This is a genomic window from Spirochaetia bacterium (assembly GCA_022482625.1).
GTDB lineage: Bacteria > Spirochaetota > Spirochaetia > Sphaerochaetales > Sphaerochaetaceae > Pleomorphochaeta.
Window position 1 is genome coordinate 806359 of record JAKVOU010000001.1, and the last position, 25307, is coordinate 831665.

22 protein-coding genes are annotated in these 25307 nt (G+C 44.9%); 15 read left to right on the forward strand and 7 right to left on the reverse strand.

Annotated features, from left to right (window positions below):
* Nucleotides 1-41: 41 nt before the first annotated feature.
* The 6 genes from LKE40_03605 (at nucleotide 42) to LKE40_03630 (ending at nucleotide 5467) form a co-directional block, all read left to right on the forward strand.
* Nucleotides 42-737, forward strand: coding sequence for a DUF4867 family protein (locus tag LKE40_03605; GenBank protein MCH3916555.1), 696 nt, complete (start codon nucleotides 42-44; stop codon nucleotides 735-737).
* A 190-nt stretch (nucleotides 738-927) separates the two neighbouring features.
* Complete coding sequence (locus tag LKE40_03610) at nucleotides 928-1749, forward strand: amino acid ABC transporter permease (GenBank protein MCH3916556.1); 822 nt, start codon at nucleotides 928-930, stop codon at nucleotides 1747-1749.
* Entirely contained in the window at nucleotides 1742-2485 is a 744-nt protein-coding gene (locus tag LKE40_03615; GenBank protein ID MCH3916557.1) for an amino acid ABC transporter ATP-binding protein, read from the forward strand. The genes LKE40_03610 and LKE40_03615 overlap by 8 nt, the downstream gene beginning before the upstream one ends.
* A gap of 124 nt (nucleotides 2486-2609) precedes the next feature.
* Entirely contained in the window at nucleotides 2610-3281 is a 672-nt protein-coding gene (locus LKE40_03620) for a hemolysin III family protein (protein ID MCH3916558.1), read from the forward strand.
* A 114-nt stretch (nucleotides 3282-3395) separates the two neighbouring features.
* A complete protein-coding gene (locus LKE40_03625) occupies nucleotides 3396-4724 on the forward strand; it encodes an MATE family efflux transporter (protein ID MCH3916559.1) in 1329 nt (442 codons plus the stop codon).
* A gap of 167 nt (nucleotides 4725-4891) precedes the next feature.
* Nucleotides 4892-5467: a zinc dependent phospholipase C family protein gene (locus tag LKE40_03630; protein ID MCH3916560.1), complete on the forward strand. Its 576-nt coding sequence runs from the start codon at nucleotides 4892-4894 to the stop codon at nucleotides 5465-5467.
* A 97-nt stretch (nucleotides 5468-5564) separates the two neighbouring features.
* On the opposite strand, the gene LKE40_03635 is transcribed toward LKE40_03630, so the two are convergent.
* Nucleotides 5565-7256, reverse strand: a complete 1692-nt coding sequence (locus LKE40_03635; protein ID MCH3916561.1) for a chitobiase/beta-hexosaminidase C-terminal domain-containing protein — start codon at nucleotides 7254-7256, stop codon at nucleotides 5565-5567.
* A 771-nt stretch (nucleotides 7257-8027) separates the two neighbouring features.
* Here LKE40_03635 and LKE40_03640 point away from each other — a divergent pair.
* Complete coding sequence (locus tag LKE40_03640; protein MCH3916562.1) at nucleotides 8028-9185, forward strand: hypothetical protein; 1158 nt, start codon at nucleotides 8028-8030, stop codon at nucleotides 9183-9185.
* Between the two features lie 28 nt (nucleotides 9186-9213).
* Here LKE40_03640 and LKE40_03645 read toward each other — a convergent pair whose 3' ends face one another.
* The 3 genes from LKE40_03645 to LKE40_03655 all read right to left on the reverse strand — a co-directional run bounded on the left by LKE40_03645 (nucleotide 9214) and on the right by LKE40_03655 (nucleotide 12673).
* Nucleotides 9214-10944 (reverse strand): acyl--CoA ligase, encoded by a 1731-nt coding sequence (locus LKE40_03645; GenBank protein MCH3916563.1) that lies wholly within the window; start codon nucleotides 10942-10944, stop codon nucleotides 9214-9216.
* Nucleotides 10945-11124: 180 nt separating this feature from the next.
* Nucleotides 11125-11982: a redoxin domain-containing protein gene (locus LKE40_03650; protein ID MCH3916564.1), complete on the reverse strand. Its 858-nt coding sequence runs from the start codon at nucleotides 11980-11982 to the stop codon at nucleotides 11125-11127.
* Between the two features lie 22 nt (nucleotides 11983-12004).
* On the reverse strand, nucleotides 12005-12673 hold the full coding sequence (locus LKE40_03655; protein ID MCH3916565.1) for a cytochrome c biogenesis protein CcdA: 669 nt from the start codon (nucleotides 12671-12673) through the stop codon (nucleotides 12005-12007).
* Nucleotides 12674-12785: 112 nt separating this feature from the next.
* Between LKE40_03655 and LKE40_03660 the strand changes: the two genes are divergently transcribed.
* From LKE40_03660 to LKE40_03680, 5 genes are all read left to right on the forward strand, one after another.
* Nucleotides 12786-13574: an RsmB/NOP family class I SAM-dependent RNA methyltransferase gene (locus tag LKE40_03660; protein ID MCH3916566.1), complete on the forward strand. Its 789-nt coding sequence runs from the start codon at nucleotides 12786-12788 to the stop codon at nucleotides 13572-13574.
* Between the two features lie 18 nt (nucleotides 13575-13592).
* Nucleotides 13593-14666, forward strand: coding sequence for a DUF362 domain-containing protein (locus LKE40_03665; GenBank protein ID MCH3916567.1), 1074 nt, complete (start codon nucleotides 13593-13595; stop codon nucleotides 14664-14666).
* Nucleotides 14667-14669: 3 nt separating this feature from the next.
* Nucleotides 14670-15857, forward strand: a complete 1188-nt coding sequence (locus tag LKE40_03670) for a YgeY family selenium metabolism-linked hydrolase (protein ID MCH3916568.1) — start codon at nucleotides 14670-14672, stop codon at nucleotides 15855-15857.
* 92 nt (nucleotides 15858-15949) lie between these two features.
* Nucleotides 15950-17968 carry a UvrD-helicase domain-containing protein gene (locus tag LKE40_03675; protein ID MCH3916569.1) on the forward strand — a complete coding sequence of 673 codons (2019 nt, stop codon included), beginning with the start codon at nucleotides 15950-15952 and terminating at the stop codon, nucleotides 17966-17968.
* Entirely contained in the window at nucleotides 17961-19040 is a 1080-nt protein-coding gene (locus LKE40_03680) for a hypothetical protein (GenBank protein ID MCH3916570.1), read from the forward strand. Before LKE40_03675 ends, LKE40_03680 begins: the two co-directional genes overlap by 8 nt.
* Nucleotides 19041-19052: 12 nt before the next feature.
* On the opposite strand, the gene LKE40_03685 is transcribed toward LKE40_03680, so the two are convergent.
* The 3 genes from LKE40_03685 to LKE40_03695 all read right to left on the reverse strand — a co-directional run bounded on the left by LKE40_03685 (nucleotide 19053) and on the right by LKE40_03695 (nucleotide 21973).
* Nucleotides 19053-20654: an alpha-amylase family glycosyl hydrolase gene (locus LKE40_03685; GenBank protein ID MCH3916571.1), complete on the reverse strand. Its 1602-nt coding sequence runs from the start codon at nucleotides 20652-20654 to the stop codon at nucleotides 19053-19055.
* Between the two features lie 275 nt (nucleotides 20655-20929).
* The gene (locus tag LKE40_03690; protein MCH3916572.1) at nucleotides 20930-21208 is read right to left on the reverse strand and encodes a hypothetical protein; all 279 of its coding nucleotides are present in this window, start codon (nucleotides 21206-21208) and stop codon (nucleotides 20930-20932) included.
* A 3-nt stretch (nucleotides 21209-21211) separates the two neighbouring features.
* Complete coding sequence (locus LKE40_03695) at nucleotides 21212-21973, reverse strand: ParA family protein (GenBank protein ID MCH3916573.1); 762 nt, start codon at nucleotides 21971-21973, stop codon at nucleotides 21212-21214.
* An 872-nt stretch (nucleotides 21974-22845) separates the two neighbouring features.
* On the opposite strand from LKE40_03695, the gene LKE40_03700 reads away from it, so the two are divergent.
* From LKE40_03700 to LKE40_03710, 3 genes are all read left to right on the forward strand, one after another.
* Complete coding sequence (locus LKE40_03700; GenBank protein ID MCH3916574.1) at nucleotides 22846-23199, forward strand: hypothetical protein; 354 nt, start codon at nucleotides 22846-22848, stop codon at nucleotides 23197-23199.
* Nucleotides 23200-23444: 245 nt separating this feature from the next.
* Nucleotides 23445-24479 carry an aspartate--ammonia ligase gene (gene asnA / locus LKE40_03705; protein ID MCH3916575.1) on the forward strand — a complete coding sequence of 345 codons (1035 nt, stop codon included), beginning with the start codon at nucleotides 23445-23447 and terminating at the stop codon, nucleotides 24477-24479.
* 55 nt (nucleotides 24480-24534) lie between these two features.
* Complete coding sequence (locus LKE40_03710; protein ID MCH3916576.1) at nucleotides 24535-25299, forward strand: exodeoxyribonuclease III; 765 nt, start codon at nucleotides 24535-24537, stop codon at nucleotides 25297-25299.
* Nucleotides 25300-25307 lie beyond the last annotated feature (8 nt).

The following is a 25307-nucleotide window of genomic DNA, read 5'->3' on the forward strand; positions in this document are numbered from 1 at the left end:
CTATACTTAATAACAACAAGAATGAAAACAAGGAGTATGCTATGCTTGAAATACCAAGAAAATTGCTTGAGACAAACAGCAACCTCCAGTTATATAGCCTCAATGGGCCTGGATTCACATCGTATGGTAGATTGCTCAACTTTCATGGTTCCAAAAAAATTGAGCAATATGTTGAGACAGGACCGGGAATCCCTACCAATGGGATTAAATACGTCACCAGCACAGATGACATCGAAAGCACAGAACTGCTTCGGCGGCTTTCTCCTTTCTTTGCAGGAATGCCTGTGCAGATCGGCTACTACGTCGGACATAATAGCACACCAGATTCCTTGGAATGGCATAATGGTCCCCAGATATTGATTGCAGCAACGGACTATGTACTTTTCTTGGCAAGGTTAGAAGAAATGGATGAAAGCTACATGCTTGAATCCAACAGATGCAAGGCATTCTATGTGCCCAAGGGGGCTGTATTCGTACTGAAGTCCGGAACTATTCATAGCATTCCCTGTGAAGTGCATGCCACTGGTTTCAGGACGGCAACCATCACCGAGCGTGATACAGGAAATCCTTTGCCAGATCATTGGCAGCAGGAATCCTGTGAGGACAATGATCCGCTGTGTAAATTGCTGTTCAGGAAGAATACCTATTTGATTGTTCACAAGGAGCAGAAAGAACTGATCTCCCAAGGTGCACATTGCAGGATCCTGGGCAAGATTCCCAGGGTACATCCTTTTTGACATAAAAGGCTTCTTTTCTGTATCTGAAAAAGAAACGAGATAGTATTATTATACAATAAAAAAGGAAAATTGTTGAATATTTATTCAGTATATCTTGACCAAAATGCATCATTATGTAATAACGTATCTATCTGTTGCCGCCATTGGCTGCAACAAAGCCAAATTGATGGATTAAAGACAGATGAACAAGATGAAGGGCAACAATAAGGAAGATCAAAAAGACAATGACAATTCCAAACGGAAAAATGTAACTATCCAAATGACCGATGGTGTACTTATTCCGAACAAAAAGAACGGACATGTACTGAACAGCTGGAGAATAACATTCTACGGTTCCATTCTGCTTCTGATAGGATTGATGGTCTTCATGCCCGATCCTTATGTGCAGATTTTCAAGGTAACCATCCAGGGCGCTCCGGTAACTTTCCAATGTACAGTCTTCGCTATACTCGGAGCGGTCCTAATAGGGACTTTTACAGGTCTTGGCTCTGTATCCAAGAGTTATGCGATCAATATGGTAAGCGGAGTCTATGTTGAATTGATCAGGGGTATTCCCCTTTTGGTCCAGTTGATTTTCATTTACTACGCCATGGGCAGGTTTTTCCATATCGATGGCAACATTGCAGCTATCATCGCACTTGCAATCTGTTTCGGAGCCTACATGGGCGAAATAGTCAGGGCCGGCATCCAGGCTATCCCAAAAGGACAGATGGAAGCAGCAATAGCCTTGGGCATGAGCCGATCACAGGCATTCAGGTATATCATCCTTCCCCAGACGCTCAAGGTAGTGCTTCCTGCCGTAGGCAATGAGTTTATTTCCATGTTGAAGGACTCCTCATTGGTTTCCGCAATAGCTCTGAGCGATATCCTGAGAAAAGGACGTGAATACATCGCAAGGACGTTCCTATCCCTTGAAACCATGCTGATCGTTGCTCTTATCTATCTGATCATAACACTTATACTTTCCCGACTTGTCGGGATTCTCGAGGAAAGGATGAAGAACAATGGCTAACATCAGAATTGAACATCTCTACAAGACTTTCGTCACGAGAAACGGCAAGAAGGTAGAAGCCGTCAAAGATGCTTCGATGTCAGTAAATGACCGTGAAGTAGTCGTTATCATCGGGCCATCAGGATCGGGCAAGAGTACCTTGCTCCGGTGCATAAACAGGCTTGAGATACCTACCGATGGAAAAATATTCGTCGATGACAAAGAAGTAACCAGTGCTTCGGTTGATATAAGGAAAATCAGGGAAGAAGTCGGCATGGTCTTTCAGTCCTTCAACTTGTTCCCGCATCTGACCGTCTTGGAAAATATTACGCTCTCTCCGATCAAAGTCAAGAAAATGGAACCTGATGCGGCCAAGGAACTCGGGCTCAAGTTGCTTAGGCAGGTCGGACTGGAAGAGAAGGCATCTTCATATCCTGGTCAGCTGTCAGGTGGACAGCAGCAAAGAGTTGCCATTGCCCGTTCTCTGGCAATGGAACCAAAAGCAATGCTGTTCGATGAACCGACATCTGCCCTTGACCCAGAGATGATCAAAGAAGTCCTTGATGTCATGATGGATTTGGCAAAGAGCGGCATGACGATGCTGCTGGTAACCCATGAAATGGGATTTGCAAAGGCTGCAGCTACAAAAGTCATATTCATGGATGAAGGACAGATTTTGGAAAGGGGCACACCTGAAAAAATCTTCAACAATCCGGACAATGAACGGACACAGTCTTTTCTCGACCATATCCTTTGATTGCCTGCCAATATCGTCAATGATGAATTTTCCCAACATTTTTTAGTTTTTGCCCGGTTTTTACCATTGATGCATTGCATCGCATTAGGCTGGTGCATACACTTTGAGAGCAAGGAGTGCACAGATGGAGAAGAATAGGCAGAGCTGGCTGGAAAAACATATCACACTTCCAGTGTTGGTACATCCTGAGGCCGAAGGGGAAAATTTCGTCACGCATGCCATCGGCATTGCACTGTCCATATTTGCTACGATTTATCTCCTTGTCAATTTCAGCAATGTAGAAACCACAACATTGAAAGTCGGTTTGTTGGTGTATTGTTTCTCGATGATACTACTCTATACGGCATCTGCCTTGTATCACAAGCTTCCGGTATCCGATGCTAAACGTTTCTGCAGGATCTTAGATCACAGCAATATCTATTTCCTGATCGCCGGCACTTACACTGCGGTACTACTTTCTATCGGAAATCCGATGATGGTAAAGCTTACCCTGTTCGTCTGGTTCATTGCGCTGGCCGGTGTCGCTTTCACCTTGATCTTTTGGGGACGGCTCAAGCCTTTGCATGTAGTCCTTTATTTGACCATGGGTTGGATAATTGTGTTCTTTTGGAATGATATCGTGCCGAATCTCAAACCAGGCTTGTTCCGCTACATACTTGCCGGAGGTATCACGTATACCATCGGAGTGATTTTCTACGCTTTCAAGAAAATTCCACATGGTCACGCAATCTGGCATTTGTTCGTACTTGCCGGAAGCATTTTATTCTACGTAGGATTTGCCATCTACTGCTTCTAGGACTAATGGGACCGTGGTATTTTGTTTCTGAGTTTACTCAGATTGTCACAAGGAATTTTTTCTACTATACTGGCGCTCATGCCTGCTGAACAAAACAAATATAACCTTGAATTTTTGAAAAAGGTATTGCCTTTTGCTCTCCCGATCATTCTGCAAAATCTATTGATCAACGGAGTTTCATTCGTCGATACCACTATGATCGGACAGCTGGGTGGAAAAGCTGTAGCCGCAGTAGGTATGGCAACTCAAGTCTCATTCATCGTAACATTGTTCTTTTTTGGACTTTCCAGTGGATGTTCCATTTTTGTAAGCCAGTATTGGGGAGCGGGAAACAAACATGGCATAAAACAAGTAATCGCTTTCTCCTTACTTATTTCTCTGATCGTATCCATTCCTACAGCGCTTCTTTCAAGCAGTTTTGCGCCGAAAGTCATGGGTATCTTTACCGATGATACCCAAGTCATCACCTATGGTTGCGATTATCTTCGGATGGTTGCTCCAAGTTATATCTGTATGGGTATCAGCCTTGTGCTGTCATTGGGTCTACGTTCAATCGGAAAACCTACCTTACCCCTAGTGGTTTCCGCAATTGCCCTTGCTACTGATATCCTTGGCAATTACCTGCTTATCTTTGGCATAGGTCCATTTCCGGAACTTGGTGTCAAGGGTGCTGCATTGGCTACTACCATCAGCAAAGTCATTGAACTGTCAGCCTTTGTCTGTTATCTATTGTTGCACAAGGACAGTCCCTTATGGATTGACTCACCACACTACTGGATTGTTCCCAGGGACTTTGCACACAAGACCTTTGTCCGGATACTTCCTGTCATTGCAAACGAAACTTTGTGGGCCTTGGGTTTTTCAATGTATAAAGTCGCCTTTTCAAGGCTCGGCGTAGAAGTAATGAGCGCAGTGCCGATCATTGATGGCATCTTTAATCTCTGCACGGTTGCCATCTTTGGCCTTGCAAATGCTACGGCAATCCTGGTAGGTCAGCAAATAGGCAGGAAAGAGCCGCAAAAGGCTTCCGATTATGCGCATGCGGCAATTATTTTCAGCCTGTTGTTGGGGTGTATCATAGGAGGGCTGAATGCTCTGGCTCCCTACCCTCTGTTACCGTTTTTCAAAGTCAGTGATATGGTCAGACAACTGGTCTATGAATCCTGCATAGCTGTTGCATTCAGAATGCCTCTTACGGCTATGGATGCAACTATCATCATAGGAATACTCAGAAGCGGTGGCGATACAACCAAGTCAATGTTGTATGATGTAGGCACTGTCTGGCTTTTCGGAGTACCGATAGCCTTCCTCGGTGCAACGGTGTTTTCCTTGGAGCTTCCGATTCTCTATGCATTGCTCTCATTGGAGGAAATAGCAAAATCCATACTGGGATTGAGAAGAATGAAATCAGAAAAATGGATACATGATCTTTCGACAACATAGAATAACTACAATTACTGGCTTTTGCAAAACACAGGATTCTGTTAGACTACAGAATTAACGGAAATCTAACACAATGTTTGCCATTGTTTTATAAAAAGATGAAAACATGGGGTTGGAAACTGTCCTGGACAATAAAGAATAGAGGACAGGTCGAAGGAGAAGCTTGGATGAAATATGCTTGTCACAAGATACTTGCCAAGAGACTTTGCAAGGATCAACTATCGGTCTGCAGTCGTTTTCAAAAAGTTGCTTTTTCTTTAGGTTGTGTCGAACCTGATTTTAACCCCGGGACATTCCTGAGAGGTTCTCTTACGACTAAGTGGCTTGGAGGCCATAACTTCGTAACTGCGAGGACCGTCATTTCCAAATTGGCGGGAAACTTAGATCAAAGTGTTCCTTCAAGTGTCTTTGATTTCTACAAGCTAGGCAAACTGATTCACTATTTGGTTGATTCTTTCACCTATCCTCACAATGGTTGGTTTACGGGAACGATCAGGGAGCATATGGCGTATGAAAAGGTACTGAAAAAACAGTTTCAGAATCTCATGGAGCATATAACTCCGCCTGCTTATACTGATTTCTGCGGTTCTTTTTCCAAGTGGATCCAAGAGTACCATGAATCCTACAGCAATGGTGATGCGTCAATGGAAAGGGACGTTTCTTTCTCTCTTACTACTTCTTCCTACATCCTTGGGCAATGCAGGAAAATGATGGAAGCTAGCCAACAAGGTATAACGAGCTAATGAAACAGGTAGCAGAGTACAACGCCATCAGTTCATTGGCTTCCATATGTAGGACTCCTACCATTCTTTCAAAATAGTCAAATTGACAAATAGATAATCAAAAAGAACGGATAGCACGAATGTGTGCACCAGAGGTTTTATTAATATTATAAATATGATTAGTTTCCATATAATCACTACTAGCGGCAAATTTATCATATTCTGAAGAACTCCAATAATAGCATGTTCCATCAGATACAAATTCTCCACCTAATCCTTGGGTATATAACTGATGCCAAATTAGCAACAGCTCTCCTCTGCTCGGCAAAAACCAATCATTATAACCATTATAAACTTTTTCAGAACAAACCTTTGCCGCATAATCTGTACAGTTCTGATATGGCTCTTGGTCTCCAAACATTGACACAATCCTTTCCGTATTTGATTCTCCAGAGCCAACTGAAGTCTCTGTACCATTAATATATGTTCCGTAACCACCCCAACGAAAAATTCCGTCTTCATCTGCAGGAGCTGCTTCTAGATACCGCCAGCCATCTGAATAAGAACCCTTATCGTAAAACACACAACCTCCTGCAGGACCTGTTTCACCTACAGTATACGTTATTTTTAAGGTATAAGTTCCACTTGTTCCAATTGATGAATCTGTCATGCCACTCTTCACAGCCATGGCCTTTACCGTTGTTGTAGCACTGAGGGTAATGCTTCCTCCCGATGTAATATGGCTGCTGCTGGTTGTCGGTGTCGTACCGTCCGTCGTATAGTAGATGGTTGCACCACTGGTACTCGTCATCGTCACTGTCTGGGTACTGGTAAAGGTCGTCCCACCTGCAGGACTGAAGGTCGGTGTCGCAACAGCAGAAACCGTGACGACTTGGCTGGCTCCCTCTGAATCCAGCAGGTCAGCCTTCACGGCAACTGCCTCTACCGTCTTGCTCTCTGCCAAGGTGAACGGAGCCGTATAGCTCTCTCTCGTACTGCTGGTGGCAGGGTCAGTCCCATCTGTCGTGTAGTAGATTGCCGCTTCTGCTGTATCGGTTGCCATGGTCACCTGCTTGCCGCCGGTAACATCACCTGTGCTTATCGTAGGCTGTGCTGCCTTGGTAAAGTCAGCGTCCTCGAAGCTTATCGTCCCGCTCGACTCCAGCCCCGTGAACACGTTCACCATGTCCATCCCTGAGAAAGTGAGCTGTGTACCGGAAGGATTGGTAAACCTCACCCCTACCATGTAGTCGCCTGCAGCGGCACTGCCACTCACCGTCGCACTGCCCCCGCTTGCTGTCCCTTCATACCAGCTGTCCCCAAGGCTTGCCTCAACCTTGGTAAAGGTTGATGAAAGGTCTTCCGGCCAGCTTATCCCTATGCTATAGGTCCCGGTGTCACTTGTAAGGTAATGCAGGGTGAAGCTGATGGAACTCGTGGCCCCGGACTTCACCTCGGCATCCGCATCGGCCTGTTCGGTGATCACCGTCCCGTCGCTGTTCATCCCTTCCACATGGAAGTCCCAGGTGCCTACGGGAATGCTGGAGACCGTATTTTTTTCACCGAGGACCAAGGTCTGCTTGGAAAGCGTCTTGCTGCTGTTTGTCTCTTCCCCCCAGAAGGACACCTGGGTGACCTTGGCACTGCTTCCGGGAGTTATTGACTTGGAGGTACCTTCGTCTAAGCCAAACTGCAGTTCACCGTAGGGATCAGGTTCCTGACAGCCTGCCAACACTAGAAAGACAACAGACAGAACGAACAATAATCTATATGGATGTATACCCGATTCCAATTTCTTGGTTATGGGCATGATGACCCCTTTCTGACTGCAGATAAAATATTCCTGCGCTATCCACAAGGCTGCAGGGTATTGCAGAAAACCAAACCTTGTTTTGTTAGCTCTGATTATGTCATAGCTTTCATTATTTACAATAGACAACTATCATAAAGTGTAAGAAAAATCACACCTTTATGATAAATTCCAAACTTGCTTATTCCCATTATTTTGCTTATAGAAATATGAAAATACATGGATATATTCTCGAATTTTCCAAATTAACAGGGTGAATCTACACATAAACCATTTCTATATACACAGCACATAGAATGACACAGGTGCAGTGACATAACATTGTACATCTCACGTCGCATGGTACCCATGTAAAATCCATATACTTAGTCAGTAGTAAAACAGTATTATGAAACCCATGGGGAGAGACAAAACGACACTCAGGTTATTTGATTTCATTGTTTTATTTATTATCAGAAATATAAATAATCCTAATAAACGCTGTGTGGTTCAGGGGGAGAACCACACAGTCACATGATCTTTGCATTTTTTTTCTGCCTTTACCATGCACTAGTAAAATATGTCACAACCTTATCGCCTTGGCAATAGACACTTATCCCAAAATGTAAGTAAATTCATATATTATATTCTTGCACTAAAATTCTACGACTGTTTTACTCACCATCCAAAACAAAACGGAAATGTAGATATTCATCCAGTAACTAAAGTCACAAGACTACCCATAGACATTCTTTCCTGTATGACTAGACTTAGAAAGAAGGTACATGACGTATGAACATACTTATCGTTCCGATGGTAGCGACAGCAGGAACTTCAGGCCCTGCGTCGCGGGCTAGGTTATTTGCAGAAGCTTTCCAAAGGAAAGGAATGAACGTAGCTATCTGTACTGATGAAAAAGACAACTTCAACTTGCCAGGAATAAAGCGACACAGCTTTTCCGATCCCGTACCACTGGGATTGCCAGAGCTACTTGGCAGACACATTTATGCCATGGCAGACAGATTGGGTGTCATCGGCAAGAAATCCGTACACAGTTTCGAAGAAGCCCTTCACCTCACAGGTACAGCGTCCTATGCTTATCTGAAACATAGCATCATTGAAATCCAGCAAGCCATCAAAGACTTTGCTACAGATGTCCTCTATGCAGAGTTCAGTATACCGGCACTTATTGCAGCAAAAGCAGAAGGCAAACCAGCGATAGCTTCTTTCAGTTTTTCGACCCAACCTTCATATGCAAGCACGCCACGCTACGCAAAGGATGTCAACAGAGTACTGGCAGAATTGAAACTCCATCCCGTTTCTTCAACACTGGATCTCTTTCTTTCTGCAACAATGAGGATTATTCCCACCAGCCAGGAACTGGAACCAATGGATATCCCAAATACGTATTTCGTAGGCTCCTTGAAACAGGAAGTACACCCCGCAGCAAAGAAGAGAAACTGTATACTTGTCTATATGGACAATGGCGCCATTGCACAGCGTAAGCTACTGCAGACCATTGAAAAAGCTTTTGCAAATTCATCTCTTGAAGTATATGTTGCAGGCATAGCTACTGCCCCAATGACAGCCATGAACATACATATTGCTCAGAAGTTTGATTTTGCGAACCTGTTGCCAAGGACTGCGGTTTTTATCAACCATGGAGGACAGAACAGCATAATCGACGGTCTGCTCAACTCCGTACCTCAGCTAGTCTGCCCAGGAAAAGTCTTCGAACGGAAATACAATGCGCAGAGTATTGCAAAATATGGGGCAGGAATTTTCTTGGATCTGAAGCATTTCAGATCATCCGAAGTAGCAAGTGCAACAAAACGTCTCCTTGATGATGATTCTTATCGTAAGCATGCAAAAGCCCTTGCCAATTCATTGCTTGCATTAGGTGGAGCAAATACAGCAGCAACATACATCAGTAACAGATTTTCACCCTGATGCATGTTGCGCTATCGTACGGCAACCTCTAGTTGCTGTACTGTTTTCGAACTGTAAACCTCTGGATCTTACGGGTACTGGTCATTGCAAGTTCTTCCTTGGCAATTACAATTTTCTCTATCTTCTTGAAACTAGGCAAATCCTTGTTGACGGTAGCCACATAGCGTTTGATCTTGCTTTCACATTCCTCGGGATCTCCCTTTCTTAAGACTTCCGACGGATAGACAATGGCCTTGATACCTTCAGCCTTCGTCTTTTCATTCTTTACATACGGAATGATACAGATCTGTTCAATATCATCGAACAACTGGAACTTGTCCTCTATCTCTTCAGGAAATACATTCTTGCCACCTTCCGTGACAATGATATTCTTTGCTCTTCCTGTCAGATAAAGATATCCTTTCTTGTCTATATGTCCGACATCACCGGTATTGAGCCATCCATCCTCTGTCAGGATTTCTCTGGTAGCTTCCTCGTTCTTGTAATACCCTTTCATCACGCAGGAACCTTTGAGGTAGATCAGACCATTGCCGTTTTCATCAGGATCGACGATCTTCTGTTCTATGCCGGCACAGACCTTGCCGACAGAGGTTTCAACATAGGCATAGATTGGATTCAGATGAGTAATCGGACTGGTTTCAGTCAGGCCATACCCCTGTACAAAATCTATGCCCAATTCATTGAACATCTTGAATGTCGAAGAAGGAAGCGGTCCTCCTCCACAGATACAGATCCTGTTCGTATCCAGCGAAAGATGTGCCAATAGTCCATTGAACATCGGATGTCCTATGTTCTTTCCTGTCAGCTTCTTTACAAAACCAGAAAGCCCCATACCCATTCGGATGAAAACATAGCCGATCTTGCTCTCCTTCTTTACGCCTTCGAGCAAACCTGAAAGCATCTTGTTGAAAAGCATGGGTACGCCCAGGAACATAGTCACTTTTCCCTGCTTGAGTTCCTTCAGTACCTGGCTTATGACAAGCCGTTTTCCCATGACGGCCTCAGCTCCGACACTGAGGGCTTCGATCATAACAGACTGCATTGTATAAGCATGATGGATAGGAAGAATAGCATAGAACACGTCAGTAGGAAACAATTCCATGTTTGACTGTGCCTGATAACAGTCACTGACCAAGTTTTCATTGGTAAGCATCACGCCACGAGGAGTTCCTGTCGTCCCGCTGGTAAACAGAATTGCCGCCATATCATCAGAAACTACTTTCGGCACATTTTCTGACAGCTCAGTTCCCTCCAATACATCCAAGACATACGTATAAGAGGCACTTCCCTTTTCCAAGCAAAGTTTTTCATCCAGCTCAAGCTGTCCGTCCTTTTCCAGATGCTTAAGTTTATCCAGATCAGCAACAAGACATTTGACCTCGGCAAACTCCATGAATTTTTCCAGGTCCTTGTCCAGTGCCTTGGCATCCAAAGGGACAATGACACAGCCTGCATAAACTGTAGCATAGTAGGTAATCACCCATGTTATGCTATTTCTACCGCAGACAGCAATTTTGTCCCCTTTCTTATAACCTCTTGATACAAAATGATTTGCCAATCCAACAATTTTCTGTCTGGCTTGATCATATGTCAATCTCCAGTCCTCGGGAACAAATTCCCGCAGGCAAGGACGTTCTCCATAGCGGTCCACACTGATGTCAAACATCTGTGGGAGAGTAGGCCATTTACCCTCAAACCATTTGTCATTACGATAGGCATCCAGGAACGCCCATGGGCAAAACTCTTTTTTCTTCGACATTAGTGCATCAACCCCATTTTTTCTTACAGTAACACCTTGTAGTGTCAATCTATCTCGATTATTACATGCTTTTCTTTACAAATCAATTGACTAATGTCAAAAAAAAACCGTTTTTCCTTAGTCAATACCTAAAAAAAGACAGGCTTAGCCTGTCTTTTTCCAACAAAACGGAACCAACTGTCAGTTAGGCAACAGTTTGTCCAATATTGAATAAAGACTTTCCTTGCTCATAGCACCGACAGATTTACCAAGATAATTTCCATCTTTATCAAGAAAAACCGTCGTAGGCAAACTATTACTGTTCACGATGTAATTGACATAACCCGGATCAAGATAGATATGGGCATCTGAGGGAAATGTCTTGGCGGCAAAATCAGTAATCGTCTGCTTGGTCTCCCTCGTACCATCCATGTTGTCAAAGAACAGGAACTTGACCTTTCCCTTGTAGTCTTTGCTGGCTTGGATAAAATCAGGCAACTCCATCTTGCAAGGCGGGCACCATGATGCAAAGCTGTTTATTACAGTAATGAGCCCTGGTTCAAGTTCATCACTGAAGTTTCCTGTCGTACCGTCAAGCCGGGTAATGGGAAAATCTGGAAATTTCTGCGAAGCAGTCTCAGCTTGTGTATCGCTAGCCTGTGTATTACTAGCCTGTGTATTACTAGCCTGTGAATTACTAGCCTGTGAATTACTAGCCTGTGAATTACTAGCCTGTGAATTACTAGCCTGTGAATTGCTAGCCTGTGAATTGCTAGCCTGTGTATCAACAGATGCTGCCTGTTGTGCCTGGGTATCGATCACCGGTTGTTCCGTTTGCTGAGAATCTGCCTTATTATCAGTCACTGTCTTTTCCGTTTCTGCCTTAATCGGAACAGTACTGTTGATAGGACTGAGAGTTATTTCAGGACTCTCAGAAGCCTTAAGCCTCGGATACACAACTGCCGCTATGACAAATACAGCTATGATGACTATAGCCGAAATGATAAAGCCCTTATGGGAAGGTGCCACTTTCTTATCTTTATCGTCTTTGTCTTCCATACTATGATCCATCTCCTTAAACCTAGAAAAGCATTGCCGGGGAATACCCCAGTACCATTACGATTCCCATTGCCAGCAACAGGATGCCACTGATCCTTTCCACTGCCACATAGTGCTTCTTGATGAATGAAAACGCACTCTCAAGTTGATTCAACAGCAAAGAGGACAGGGCAAAGGGCACTGCAAGACCCATGGCATATGCAAACAGAGAAAGCATGCCCTTGCCTACTGTTTCGGCATTGGCGGCCATCATCAGAGCAGAACCAAGGAACGGACCTGTACAAGGTGACCATCCTATTGCGAATACAAGCCCGAAAAGCAATGATGAAAGTACACCAAGTGACCGAGGGTTCTTGAACTGCAGTTTATACGTATTGCCCAAAACAGGCAAAAAGCCGGCACCAAGAAAGCCCAAGGACAGCAAAATGATCAATCCACCGCCAATTTTGTTCAGCGTAGCAAGGTGCCGGCTAAGATATGCTCCCAATGCAGTTGCCGTAGCTCCCAAAGCAACAAAGAAAAGGGTAAAACCGAGAATAAAGAAAACCGTATTTACCCATTGCCTTTTTTTCTGTGATCCTTCCGTAGCTACATCACCGGCTAAATAGCCGATATATAATGGTATCATAGGAAGTACACAGGGACTTATGAAACTGAGCAGTCCCTCAAGAAGTGCCGTTATATATGCCATACTGTAAACTTAGGCTAACAGTCCTGTTTATTCAGTGACAATGTCACCCATAAAACTTTTCTTCATCTGTTTCCAACTACCCAAACCAAGGAAAAAGAAGTATGCTTCTGCTATGAGCAGGCAAAGAAAGCAAACAGATGCAGAAGAACGCTTCAATGATTTCTACAGGCAACAATACCCAGACAGATGGGACTCTTTGAAAACTGCCATGCTTGAAGAGCATGCTCCTGTAGCTTTTCAAGAAGGACTGGAAACTCCCTATTACCTTGATTCTGCGTCCATACGATGTGCAAGGTTGCTTGGAACAGAAGCACAGGATTACGTACTGGATATGTGTGCGGCCCCAGGTGGAAAGACCTTGGTCATTGCCTCAACCTTGAAAGGAACAGGACGATTGGTATGCAATGACCGTAGCAGTACCAGAAGAGCCAGATTGCATAGGGTCATAGAAACACATCTGAAAGAAGTCTGGAGAACCAATATTACCATCCAAGCCCATGATGCTGCCCGGTGGGGACTGTATGAGCAGCAGATCTATGACAAGATTTTGCTGGATGCCCCGTGTTCCAGTGAACGCCACGTCCTCAAGGATGCCCATTATCTTGCACAATGGACACCAAATCGTCCAAAACGGCTTTCGGTCCAACAGTTTGCCATGCTGGCCGCTGCACTGGAAGCCGTAAAGATAGGCGGTACCATCCTCTATTCGACATGTGCAATCGCAAAAGAAGAAGATGAGGGTATCATCGAAAAACTTTTCAAAAAAAGGCCAGGACGTTTCAGACTGGTAGAAATTGATGAAGCAGGAAGCGAACCATGCAAATATGGCAGAATCATCCTTCCTGACAAAGCACAGGGGCAAGGCCCCATGTACTTCTGCAAGCTTGAAAGACTCAGCTGAGCCAGGAGGTAAGTACAGATGACTGATGTTGCAATCGTGCCTTGTGACAGTTACGAAGCAGACAAATTGAAAAAAGCCATTGAACTGGTCATAGAAAAGTCAGATTTTCCAATCGTCAAGGGAAAAAAGGTCCTGCTCAAACCAAACATACTTTCGGATTCGACCCCTGACCGAGCTATTACGACAAATCCTGCAATCCTCAGGGCAATGATTGAACTGCTCATAGACAAAGGGGCTGAGAAAATCGTCGCAGGAGATTCTCCCTCGATTCAGAAGAAAAACTCAAAACCCACAGCATGCGGTTTGTATCAAGTATGCGAAGAAAAAGGCATCGAATGGATTGATTTTACTCAATTTCCGGTAAAGAAGAAGCTTCCATACGTACACCATTCCATTCCTATGGCAGCGATCCTTGATGAAGTGGATGTAGTCATTGACCTCCCGAAGTTCAAGACACATGAACTCATGCTGATGACGGGAGCAGTAAAGAATTTGTTCGGAACTGTTCCCAGTCTCTACAAAAGTGCCCAGCATGTCCATCACCCGACTAGAGGTTCCTTCGCAAAGATGCTCTGTGGCATCTTCAGCCAAGCACATGTGGACTATGCCCTGATGGACGGTATCATCGGCATGGAAGGTGCAGGCCCTGCAAACGGCAAACCAAGGCAAATCGGACTTCTTCTAGGAGGAAAAGACTGCGTGGCAATAGATGTTGCAGCATCAACCATCATGGGATATGATCCCCTTTCCATCCCTACAAATGCCTTTGCATTGAAAAACGGCCTTACGGGACTTCGTAACTTAGAGGATATCCACTATCCTCTCCTGCATCCATCTGACATCATGATCAAGGATTTTCTCCGCTGCGGAGGAAAAAGCCTTGACAGCAGTGACAGGGAAGAAAACCTGAGACGTCAACCTCCGAGATTTATCGCTGACAAATGCATACGATGCGGACGATGCATAGAAATCTGTCCTGCAAAAGCCTTGGAATTGAAGGACGGGCATGTTGGACTGACAGCACAAAAATGCATCCGATGCTATTGTTGCCACGAAGTCTGCCCGGCCGGAGCAATTGAAATAGAGGAATAAGAAATGACAACATTATGTGATGAAGACCAGCAGAAGCTGCACAGTCTCTGCCAATCACTTGTACAGATTCCCAGTGTTACCGGAACGGAAACAAAAATTACCCATTTTTTGAAACAGGCCATGGAACAGGCCGGCTATGATGATGTCTGGATTGATGAAGTCGGCAATGTCATCGGCAAAATCAATGCCAACCAAGCAGGAGCAGCCAGCGTACTCTTTGACGGACATGTCGATACCGTAGCAGTTCCAAAGGAGAACGGCTGGACAACAGATCCCTTCGGGGGTACCATCAAGGACGGAAAGATCTGGGGCCGTGGCATCAGCGACATGAAAGGAGCCGTCGCAGCAATGGTCCTTGCTGTTGCAAAGGTGAAGCAACTGGGATTGCCCCATGGCGACCTGTATGTCAGCGGTACGATCTTTGAGGAAATAGCCGAAGGTTATACCCTCTCCTTCATCCTGCAGAAACTGCATCCTGACTACGTCGTCATCGGAGAATCAACAGGACTTCGGCTGAACATCGGACAGAGAGGCCGTGCAGAAATAGTCATGGAAACGCAAGGTAAGCCTGCCCACTCGGCAAATCCTTCTATCGGCATCAATGCCGTGCTTCTTATGCTCAGGTTGGTTGCACAAGTCAATCAACTGCCGGTCCCAACCCATCCCCTGCTAGGAAAAGGTGAATTGGTCTTGACGGATATCATCTCATCCCCTTATCCGGGAGCTTCAGTCGTTCCTGCAGCCTGCAGGGTAACCTACGACAGGAGATTGCTTCCTGGAGAAACAAAGGAAAGTGTACTGGCACCTATACAGTTACTTATTGAAAAACTTGAAAAAGAAGATCCGAAATTCAAGGCAACTGCAAGGATTGAAGGATTTACTGACAAAACCTATACAGGATTCGAAGTAAACCCAATCCGTTTTGCGCCTGCATGGGTAGTAAACAAGGACAGTACTCTGGTCAAAAAAGCTCTAGAAGCACTTGCCACAGCCCTTGGAAAAGAACCGGAGCTACATAGCTATTCATTCTGTACGAACGGCTCATCCTCATGCGGTATACTGAAAATACCGACCATCGGTTTTGGTCCAAGTGAGGAATATCTGGCACATACGGATGATGAACACGTAGAGCTTTCCAGCATTGACGGTGCCTACCTGGGGTACCTGCAACTTGCAACAGGCCTGCGATAGCGGAAGCTTCCTCTTTCCCCTTGCATTTCTGCAAGGGGAACCGTTATGCTCTCTTAGAGCCCGAATGGCATATGAGGATATTTTAGGTGCACGTGAATCTCAAAGCAGAATTGAACGACAAGCAGTATGAAGCAGCTTCTCTGACCGAGGGGCCGCTTCTTATCATAGCAGGTGCAGGAAGCGGCAAGACCAGGATGATAACATACAGGATTGCCCATCTGCTGGACCTGGGAATTTCTGAAAAGAACATACTTGCCCTTACCTTTACGAACAAGGCTGCAGCAGAAATGGCAGACAGAGTAAGGAAGCTTACAGAGTTGCCATTGCAACACCTCAGAACCTCAACATTCCATGCCTTCGGCCTGGGGCTGCTGAAGCAATTCATCCAACATCTGGGATGGAAAAACAATTTCACCATCTATGATACCAACGACAGGACTGCCTTGATCAGGCAGGTGATCATCGGACGGGGCGGAGACCTTTCCCTGTTTGACCTCAGGGAAATAGGCCAGATGATCTCAGATATAAAGACAGGCAGGATAACACAAGCCATTTCAAGCAACATGCAGGGACTGTATGATGAATATGAAAAGCATCTGAAAGCCTTCAATGCTGTCGATTTCGATGACTTGATTACAAAGCCGATTGATTTATTTACACAATTTCCAGATATTCTCGCAAAAGTCCAGGACCGTTATCAATATATCCTCGTCGATGAATTTCAGGATACATCCCTCTGCCAATATAAATTCGTCAAGCTTATCGCACAGAGGAATCGGAATCTCTGCGTGGTCGGAGATGATGATCAGAGCATCTATTCATGGAGAGGTGCAAATTTCCAGAACATCGTACTTTTCGAGCAAGACTTCCCTGAACGGCGTCAGATCATGCTGGAAAGGAACTATCGGAGTACAGGCACAATCCTTGAGGCTGCAAACACGCTCATTGCCAAAAATACACAACGCAAGCAAAAGAAACTCTGGACAAAAAGCGGCATGGGTTCGAACATCTACCTCATCCATCCTACCGACGGCGACCAGGAGGCAATGGTCATCGTACGTCGGATCATCGAACAGCAGAAAAGGGAAAACATCCCTTTGGGTAACTTTGCCATCCTCGTCAGGACAAATGCACTGATACCACGTTTTGAAACAGCCTTGATGGAACGTGACATACCATGCTTGGTCAGCGGCGGCCAAAGTTTCTTTGATAGAAAAGAAATCAGGGATATCGTCAGCTACCTCAAGGTCATTGCCAATCCTGATGATGATGTCAACTTTCTGCGGATCATCAACACGCCAAGAAGGGGCATCGGACGGGTGACCGTCGAGAAAATACGGAGCGTAGCCGAGAACAACCACATATCACTTTATTCAGCACTTGCCTTGATGGCAAACAGTACTGATCCAAGGCTACGGGAAAGCACAAAAAAATCCCTGTCCAAGTTCTATACGTTGATCGAGACCTTCAGTGATAGATTTGAACATGAAGAAGGACAACGTAACATGGTCCTCCGCAACATGATCAATGAAATCAACTACAGGGACTTCCTCATTGAAGATGAAAACAGCGAAGCCGCCGTCAAATACAAGATGAAAGGTATCGAACTGCTGTGTACGATGCTTGCACGTTGGGAACGGAATCCTCTCAATGAAAACCGTTCGATGTTTGATTGGATCAATCGCATCTGCCTGATCGGCAAGGATGACGGTACAGAAGACAGTTCTGCAAAATTAAATCTCATGACTATGCACGCAGCAAAGGGCTTGGAATGGGACACTGTGTATCTTGCCGGCATCGAAGACCATATCATTCCCAATGCAAGGTCACTTGAAGAAGATCCAAGGAATCTTGAGGAAGAAAGGAGGCTTTTCTATGTTGCCATTACCCGGGCCAAGCGTATACTTGTCATCAGTACCTGCGAAAACAGGAAAAGAGGCAATGAAATGGTACCGAGCCAACCTTCCCGTTTCCTTGAAGAAATTCCTGTTGCATTGTTCAATGAAGAAGATCCGAACAGGATAATCGGCACCGAAGAAGCAAAGGCCCAGTTCAATGATCTGATTGCCCGCCTCTCAAAGCATAAGGCAAAGGAGCAGCATAATGAGTAATGATGATACGACTATGACTGAAGTGCTGCAGCTGGCTGAAAAGCTGCTTGCTGCAGATCCTTGGAAACTTTTCAGTTCCCTTGACGTCCTTGGTTTCCAGCCGGGAATAAATGAAAGGGCTTATATTTTCTTTGGGAAGGAAGGCCGTGACCTTTCGATGCAGGTCTTCGTAGGCTCAAAAGCCTTCAAGACTCTCTGCAGGTCCTTCGATATCCCTCCGTATGCCTCCGGCTTTGATTATTTGGAAAAGGAACTGAAAAAGGATTGTTATTGCCTTTCCTTCCTCAGCGAAGAGGAACTCCAGGAAGATGAACTTTCACTGCTGACTTCCCACAAATGGTCCGATGCCCGCTTTCCTGTCTTCCGGCGGCAACACCCGATGTCATTCCAGCAAGAGCTATCAGACGATGAAAATGGCTTGGATATCCTGAAGAAGGCCATGGCTGTCGTCCTGGATGCCACAGCATACTTTCCTGCCCATGGCAAGGACAAGGAAAATTCAACTTTCCAGACTTGGTTCGAGGAAACTGGCGCAAAGGATTCACAGCAACTGGATTACATTCCCTTTGCAAAAGGCGAGAAAAAGGGATTCCTCTGGCAACCGCTTCAAGTCGACTGGATTGCCGAAGCTGAAGAGCTGGATATACCAGGACCTTTTTCTCCTGATTCAAAAGCTGTGACTGATGCCAGGCACGCAAAGCAGAATCCAGGACAAATCGCCTATTTTGACATCTTCTGCCCAGGCTTTCCCATTGAAGACTACAAGAGCAACTGGCGTTACTGCTATGCAGCGATCCTGACGGACCTGAAAAAGGGCAATGAAGAACCATTCCTCCATTTCTTTTTTCCAGAAGCAGGAAAAGATGGACTGTTCTATGCCATGGCAACATACATGACAGAGCATGGAAAACCACTGGCAATAAAAGCTTTCGGAGGTCGTTCATTGGCCCTTGCTGAAGAATTGTTTGCACCATTGGGGCTGAAAGTATCAAAAGAAAAACCAGAGAACAAAAGGCGTCTGGTCAATGCCGAAGAACGGGCCTTGGACAGTTTTGCACCTACTCCTTCCTGAGCGCTTCTGATCTCAGAGCAACATAGAATAAATAGCGCCTTCAAGCCCATGCATATGAAGGGTATTCCCTTCCCTGACAGGAGGTTTTGCCTGTTTGTTCGTAGAAAAGACCATATCGCCAGCACTGAACGGAATGCCAAGCATGTTCAGCTGGACATCCTTGGTCCTGGTAGAAAAATTAAGCACCATAAGCAATGTTTCGTTTTCGGCACTCCGAAGATAAGCAAGCACATTCTTGTCAGGTGACTGCAAGAATGAACACGATCCATCAATCAAGGCAGGATGTTTCTTCCTCAGCCGAATGAATTTCTGATAGTAATGATATGTAGATACTTCAGCCTGAGCCTGGCTGTCTGCTGCGAAGCGTTCCCTGTGGGCTACCAGAGGCAACCATGGCTGATGCTCGGAAAAACCTCCGAAACGTTCGATTGCCTTCCAGATCATCGGTCCCCGTTCTCCGTCACGGCTCTTATATCTGAACAAGAATCTGCCGGCAAGCACATCATGGGATTCCTTTGTACCGACATGTGAATTTTCCAATCCAAGTTCCTGTCCATAATAAAGGAACATCGTTCCTCGCTGAGTAAAAAGGAACATGGCAGCAAGCCTGATCTTATCCACATTGCCTTTGAATTTAGTTGCCATCCTGATGTGGTCATGGTTTGAAAGCACCCAGGCCGGCCAATTTCGGCCGACTGCATCATACCAGCGTTGCGCCGCAGTCTTCCAGACATTGGACTTGAATGGCAGGTTGATCAGGGAATAGTCAAAGGCGAGGTTCAGTTCATCATTGAACGTACCATAATAACTTGCAACGACTTCCGGTTCCCCAGGAGGTTCGACAATTATCTCTCCGATGAGCACTTTATCATCGTAAGAGTTTGCAAGGTCCCTTATTGCCCGAATTCGTCGATGTGCAAACGGACGATTCCTATCAAAAATATGCCGCTGCTTGTTATAGCGGGTATAGTGTCCGGGATAAAGCGGATTATTTCTGAAAGTACGGTCCTTTACAATGAGATTTATGGCAGAAAGCCTAAATCCGTCGACTCCCAGCTCCAACCAGTAGGCAAGGTCAGCAAGTACCGCATCAACCATATCCTGGTTCCTCCAATTGAGATCAGGGGCTTCAGGAAGGAAGGAGTGGAGATAATACTGGCCCCGCTTGCTGTCAAACGTCCACGCTGACCCACCGAAGAAAGATCTCCAATTGTTGGGAACTTTGTCCTGCCAGATATAGAAATCACTTTTGTCATTGTCCTTGCCAGCCCTGCTTTGCCGAAACCAGGGATGTTCGATGGAAGTATTGGAAAGCTGTATATCAAGTATCACTTTCAGTCCCTGTTTATGTGCCGCATCCAACAGCATCATGAAATCATCCATGGTACCCAATTCAGGATCTATAGAGCGATAATCCGAAATATCATAGCCCATATCATTCTTCGGTGAGGGAAAGATGGGAGATAGCAGAAGGGCACCTACACCAAGTCCCGTCAAATAGTCCAGATGTTGGACTATGCCGTACAAATCCCCTATTCCGTCACCATTGCTGTCTTGAAAACTCCGGACGTATATCTGATAGATGACAGCTGTTTCCCACCACTCGTGAACCATGCTACCTCCCTGTAGTCACCTTGCCAGTATACTGAAAAAAAAGGCCGAGGGAAAGAAAAATACAACAGAGCACTGTTGCAATTTCAGGTATGTCGTTGGAACCTACTTAGTATCAAGAATATATTTATAAAAATATATATTCCTAATTCGGTATATAATATCTACTTTAAAATAATTACATCATTGCTCTAGCGGTCTTCTGACAAGGATAAAAGCATAAAAATAAGGCAGCTCTGCGCTGCCTCTTCTGCTTCGTGATATCTGTAGGAAAAAAATCAATTTTCCTCATCCTCTTCTTTTTGAAACTTGAAATTCCTTTGGAAATACTTCAAGGCAAAACGTGTCCCGGAAGCCCAGCCAAGTCCCATCTGGTCATACATTTCTTCAAGGTCTTCCTTAAAGGACGGCTCTATGGAAAATGTCGTAAGTATTTTCTTCTCTTTGCCTGATGACTTGACTTTCTTTTCTGCTGCAAATAATTTGCTGGCTTTCGTCACATTCACGTTTTCTGCTGTTTCTGGTTCTATTTCAGCCTTTGTCCTCTTCAATGCCATATGCTATCTCCAAATTTCCTTTTCCATCTCCAGGAAAGTTTCCCGGGTACGATCCTTCATCCCCTTGCCGTTTTCCTTGAGAAGCTGGGGTGCCGTCTTTTCTTCCTGTGCCTTCCTGAATATCGGATCCACGGGTATCTGGTATACGGTAAAATCACCCTTGCAGGCAGCCTCATAGATATCTCGATGCTGCTTGATCCTGTTATCATAGGAATTTATGACAACTTTGTCATGCAGTATATTTGACCGAAAATTTTTTTTCAACTTAGCAAGTTCGTCTATGAATATCTCAAGTCCGTCAAGACTGAAGGTTTCAGGTGTCATAGGTGTAATGACTTCATCGGCAGCAATAAGAGCAGAACGTTCCAGCCGACCCAGTCCAGGGGAAAGATCGAGAATAATCCTCTCAAAGTTCTTCCCAAGTTCCTTGACCAAATCTTGGATGACATATGGCTCATCAGCCAGTTTTGTTTCCGAATAGGGCTTGAGAGAACCTCCGATACCGAAGGTAGGAAGGATCGAAAGGTTCTGGACCTGCTGTACAGGAACAACCGCATCCATAGGAAAACATTTGCCCTGTACGACATCAGAAAGTTCCCAATCAGGTGCTTCCCTTAGGAACCAAGAGGAAGCATTCCCCTGAGGATCGACATCGATAAGCAATGTCGGAATCCCTGACATCGCGGACTGGCAGGCAAGTGTCCCTGAAATGGTAGTCTTGCCTACGCCACCTTTCTGTAAATGAAATGCAATAGTCTTCGTCATAATCACGCCCTACTCATAAAGTAATACCATCAAATTTCTCTCCTTACAAGAGCAATAAGTTTTTTTTATAGTTATCATGTCAAAATTCTGCCAAACTCTATAGCTATACTGGAGAAAAAATCAATTCTAATACAGAAACTATGATATTTCTATATTCCTCTACCCAGTATCAGTACAGCTTCACTAGCAAAAGCTGGACAATTCCATATAAAAAAACACACTGTGACATCATTTAAGGTATCATCAATCATGTGTATTACTGGTAAAATCGATACCGACCATCGCAAGTTTCAGGCCAATGACTTATGGCTCGTCTGTTTCGATATGCCTCTCAGACGGAACCAGTATACTACATTTTTTCCAAACGTGCCACATAAGTTTGGAAGAAAAATACCATTTATCAGTATCGGCGGGCCTTGCTTACCTTGAGCAGAAAATAAGCACTGCCCTTCAGATAACAGGCAGCCATGGTTGTAGTCGAGACAGATGGTCACAAAGGCATTTGCTATGCCATAGGCTCATTCAAACTTATCCAGAAACGCTTACATGGTCCCCATTCAGATAGATTTCCTTTGCAAATGCCTGGCGGCAAGCACGAAAATGCTTCTGCAGGTGTCTGCTGCTTTTTCCATACTATACACATGGACATCTGCCAACATATCCTTGCATGTGCAGTCAGTTTCCGCTACAAAAAGAGCAAGGTCACCGTTTACATGCCCGAGTTAACGAAGCATTCTCATCAGCAATGGAAGTTTTGCCGACCACCCCTTCCCTCTTACTTTCTGTCAAAATGAACCAGGTTCACAATACACGTACTTCTGTCATTTGTTCTCACTTTAACAATTCACCAAAGGGAAGCAACCGGCTGGCGGATGACATCCATACCTTTCGGTCCATGGGCTAGTAAAAACCATGACGGACAGATTCCTGTGGGTAATATCCCTGAAACAGAAACAAGTCAAAGCTACACTACAGCTTGCAGGTCCTACGGTCTGAGCACTGCCAGATGCAGGATAATAGAGCTAGCTCCCAAACGAAATGCCGATCAGTCTTTTCTTCCACACCTTCCCGGACTCATTGAGGACAAGTCCATGCACAATAGTAAGATGATGGACTACACTGTTTACCTTGGACAAACTGACTATACTTTTTTTGCTGAAGATATCATCCCGTCCTATTCCTCACCACCCTCAACATGGCAGCTTACAGTTGCACAGCCATACTGAAACGTCTTGGCAAGGCCAAACCTTTGATAAAGCTACTCCCTTGCAACAGTTCCTTACCAAAGGACATTTGTCGACGACACCTAGAGAAATGCAAATTACCGGTCTGCCCGACTCTAGAGAAGAACGATGATGGATATGATAAAAATCAATAGAAATTCTTATGTATCTGTTTCTTTTTCAGTTGTTAATTCACGTTTTCCGTTGTATCCTACCTCAAGAAAGCTACATTAAGGAGCAGAACTCGAATGAGTACGTATTTTCCAGAAGGATATGTTTCACTGTTTGACAAAAAACAGACTGAAAAGGGAATAAAATTTGTCAAGGATACCTTCGAACGGGAACTTGCAGGAGAACTGATGCTCAGCAGAGTAACCAGTCCTTTGTTTGTACCTAAGCATTCAGGTATCAATGATGATCTGAACGGTGTGGAACGTCCGGTAAGTTTTGATATCGGGAAAATGGACAACAAGAAAATGGAAATCATCCAATCCTTGGCAAAATGGAAAAGGATGGCCCTTGCAGACCATGGCTACACACCGGGAACAGGACTCTATACAGATATGAATGCCGTGAGGCCAGATGATGACATCGACGCAATCCATTCAATTTATGTAGACCAGTGGGATTGGGAGCTTGTGATTACCGAAGAACAACGCAATCTTGATTTCCTGAAGAAAACGGTAAGGAAGATTTACGAAGCTCTGAGAAGGACCCAATTCTTGGTCAATGAATCTTTTCCGACACAGCTGCCGAAGCTTCCTGAGGAAATCACGTTCATTCATAGTGAAGATGCCTTGCACAGATATCCGAAATTGGACCCATCCCAACGCGAAAAGGCATTGGCCAAGGAATATGGTGCAATTTTCATCATCGGCATCGGGGCTGAGCTTGCTGACGGACAGGTCCATGGCGGAAGAGCTCCTGACTATGATGACTGGACGACTCCTACAGGTCACGGTCATCAGGGACTGAACGGGGACATCATTGTCTGGGACTATGTCAGAAACGATTCCATGGAACTTTCTTCAATGGGTATCAGAGTCGATGCAACGGCATTGATGCGACAGCTGAAAATTAGAGGGTGTGAAGAAAGAAAGGATTTCTACTGGCACAAACGGCTTTTGAACGGGGAATTCCCATTGACCATAGGTGGAGGCATCGGACAAAGCAGGCTTTGCATGATTTTGCTCCAGAAGGCACACATAGGAGAAGTACAGTCATCCGAATGGCCTGAGGCAGTAAAGATAGAGGCAAAAGGGAAAGGAATTCCTTTCATGTAATGGAAACTGGGGCAGGAGTTGCCTTCGGCCCCAGCAGTATGGACAAGGAGCGCACATGTCGGAATTGACTTTGGTATCATGGAATGTCAACGGGCTGAGAGCAGCAGACAAGAAAGGGTTCAGGACATATTTTGAGCAAAAAAATGCTGATATATTCTGTCTGCAGGAGACAAAGCTTTCAGAAGGTCAGTTTGATTTCAATCCTGAAGGCTACCATAGCTACTACAGCTATTCAACAGCAAGGAAAGGTTACAGCGGTACTGCTCTCTTTTCAAAGGAAGCTCCCCTTTCAGTGACATACGGCATAGGCAGTCCCCTTGACGATGAAGGCCGTACCATTCTTGCAGAATATGATCATTTCTTTGTCATCTGCGTCTATACCCCAAACAGCCAGGATGAGCTCAAACGACTTGACCAACGGCTTATGTGGGATGCTGCCTTCAGGAACAGACTAAAGGAACTTGATGATTCAAAGCCAATCCTTGCCTGCGGAGACTTCAATGTTGCCCATACATCCATCGACTTGAAGAATCCGAAACCAAATGAAGGTCATGCAGGTTACTCAAAGGAAGAAAGAGACAGCTTCACGACTTTGCTAGAAGAAGGCTTCTGTGATTCATTCAGGTATCTGTACCCTACAGTCGAGCACAGATATAGCTGGTGGAGCTATCGGTTCAAAGCAAGAGAAAAGAATGCAGGATGGAGAATCGACTATTGGCTGACGTCTGACAGGATCAAAGACAAAATCAAGGAAAGTGAAATCGATGACACCGTAATGGGAAGTGACCATGCACCTATTTATCTGAAGATTGATATGTGACTTGTACT

Bases quoted from the DNA above. Each gene is read 5' to 3' on its own strand.
- LKE40_03605 (MCH3916555.1), top strand. From the start codon at position 42: ATGCTTGAAATACCAAGAAAATTGCTTGAGACAAACAGCAACCTCCAG.
- LKE40_03610 (MCH3916556.1), top strand. From the start codon at position 928: ATGAAGGGCAACAATAAGGAAGATCAAAAAGACAATGACAATTCCAAA.
- LKE40_03615 (MCH3916557.1), top strand. From the start codon at position 1,742: ATGGCTAACATCAGAATTGAACATCTCTACAAGACTTTCGTCACGAGA.
- LKE40_03620 (MCH3916558.1), top strand. From the start codon at position 2,610: ATGGAGAAGAATAGGCAGAGCTGGCTGGAAAAACATATCACACTTCCA.
- LKE40_03630 (MCH3916560.1), top strand. From the start codon at position 4,892: ATGAAATATGCTTGTCACAAGATACTTGCCAAGAGACTTTGCAAGGAT.
- LKE40_03635 (MCH3916561.1), bottom strand. From the start codon at position 7,256: ATGCCCATAACCAAGAAATTGGAATCGGGTATACATCCATATAGATTA.
- LKE40_03640 (MCH3916562.1), top strand. From the start codon at position 8,028: ATGAACATACTTATCGTTCCGATGGTAGCGACAGCAGGAACTTCAGGC.
- LKE40_03645 (MCH3916563.1), bottom strand. From the start codon at position 10,944: ATGTCGAAGAAAAAAGAGTTTTGCCCATGGGCGTTCCTGGATGCCTAT.
- LKE40_03650 (MCH3916564.1), bottom strand. From the start codon at position 11,982: ATGGAAGACAAAGACGATAAAGATAAGAAAGTGGCACCTTCCCATAAG.
- LKE40_03655 (MCH3916565.1), bottom strand. From the start codon at position 12,673: ATGGCATATATAACGGCACTTCTTGAGGGACTGCTCAGTTTCATAAGT.
- LKE40_03660 (MCH3916566.1), top strand. From the start codon at position 12,786: ATGAGCAGGCAAAGAAAGCAAACAGATGCAGAAGAACGCTTCAATGAT.
- LKE40_03665 (MCH3916567.1), top strand. From the start codon at position 13,593: ATGACTGATGTTGCAATCGTGCCTTGTGACAGTTACGAAGCAGACAAA.
- LKE40_03670 (MCH3916568.1), top strand. From the start codon at position 14,670: ATGACAACATTATGTGATGAAGACCAGCAGAAGCTGCACAGTCTCTGC.
- LKE40_03680 (MCH3916570.1), top strand. From the start codon at position 17,961: ATGAGTAATGATGATACGACTATGACTGAAGTGCTGCAGCTGGCTGAA.
- LKE40_03685 (MCH3916571.1), bottom strand. From the start codon at position 20,654: ATGGTTCACGAGTGGTGGGAAACAGCTGTCATCTATCAGATATACGTC.
- LKE40_03690 (MCH3916572.1), bottom strand. From the start codon at position 21,208: ATGGCATTGAAGAGGACAAAGGCTGAAATAGAACCAGAAACAGCAGAA.
- LKE40_03695 (MCH3916573.1), bottom strand. From the start codon at position 21,973: ATGACGAAGACTATTGCATTTCATTTACAGAAAGGTGGCGTAGGCAAG.
- LKE40_03700 (MCH3916574.1), top strand. From the start codon at position 22,846: ATGACATCCATACCTTTCGGTCCATGGGCTAGTAAAAACCATGACGGA.
- asnA (MCH3916575.1), top strand. From the start codon at position 23,445: ATGAGTACGTATTTTCCAGAAGGATATGTTTCACTGTTTGACAAAAAA.
- LKE40_03710 (MCH3916576.1), top strand. From the start codon at position 24,535: ATGTCGGAATTGACTTTGGTATCATGGAATGTCAACGGGCTGAGAGCA.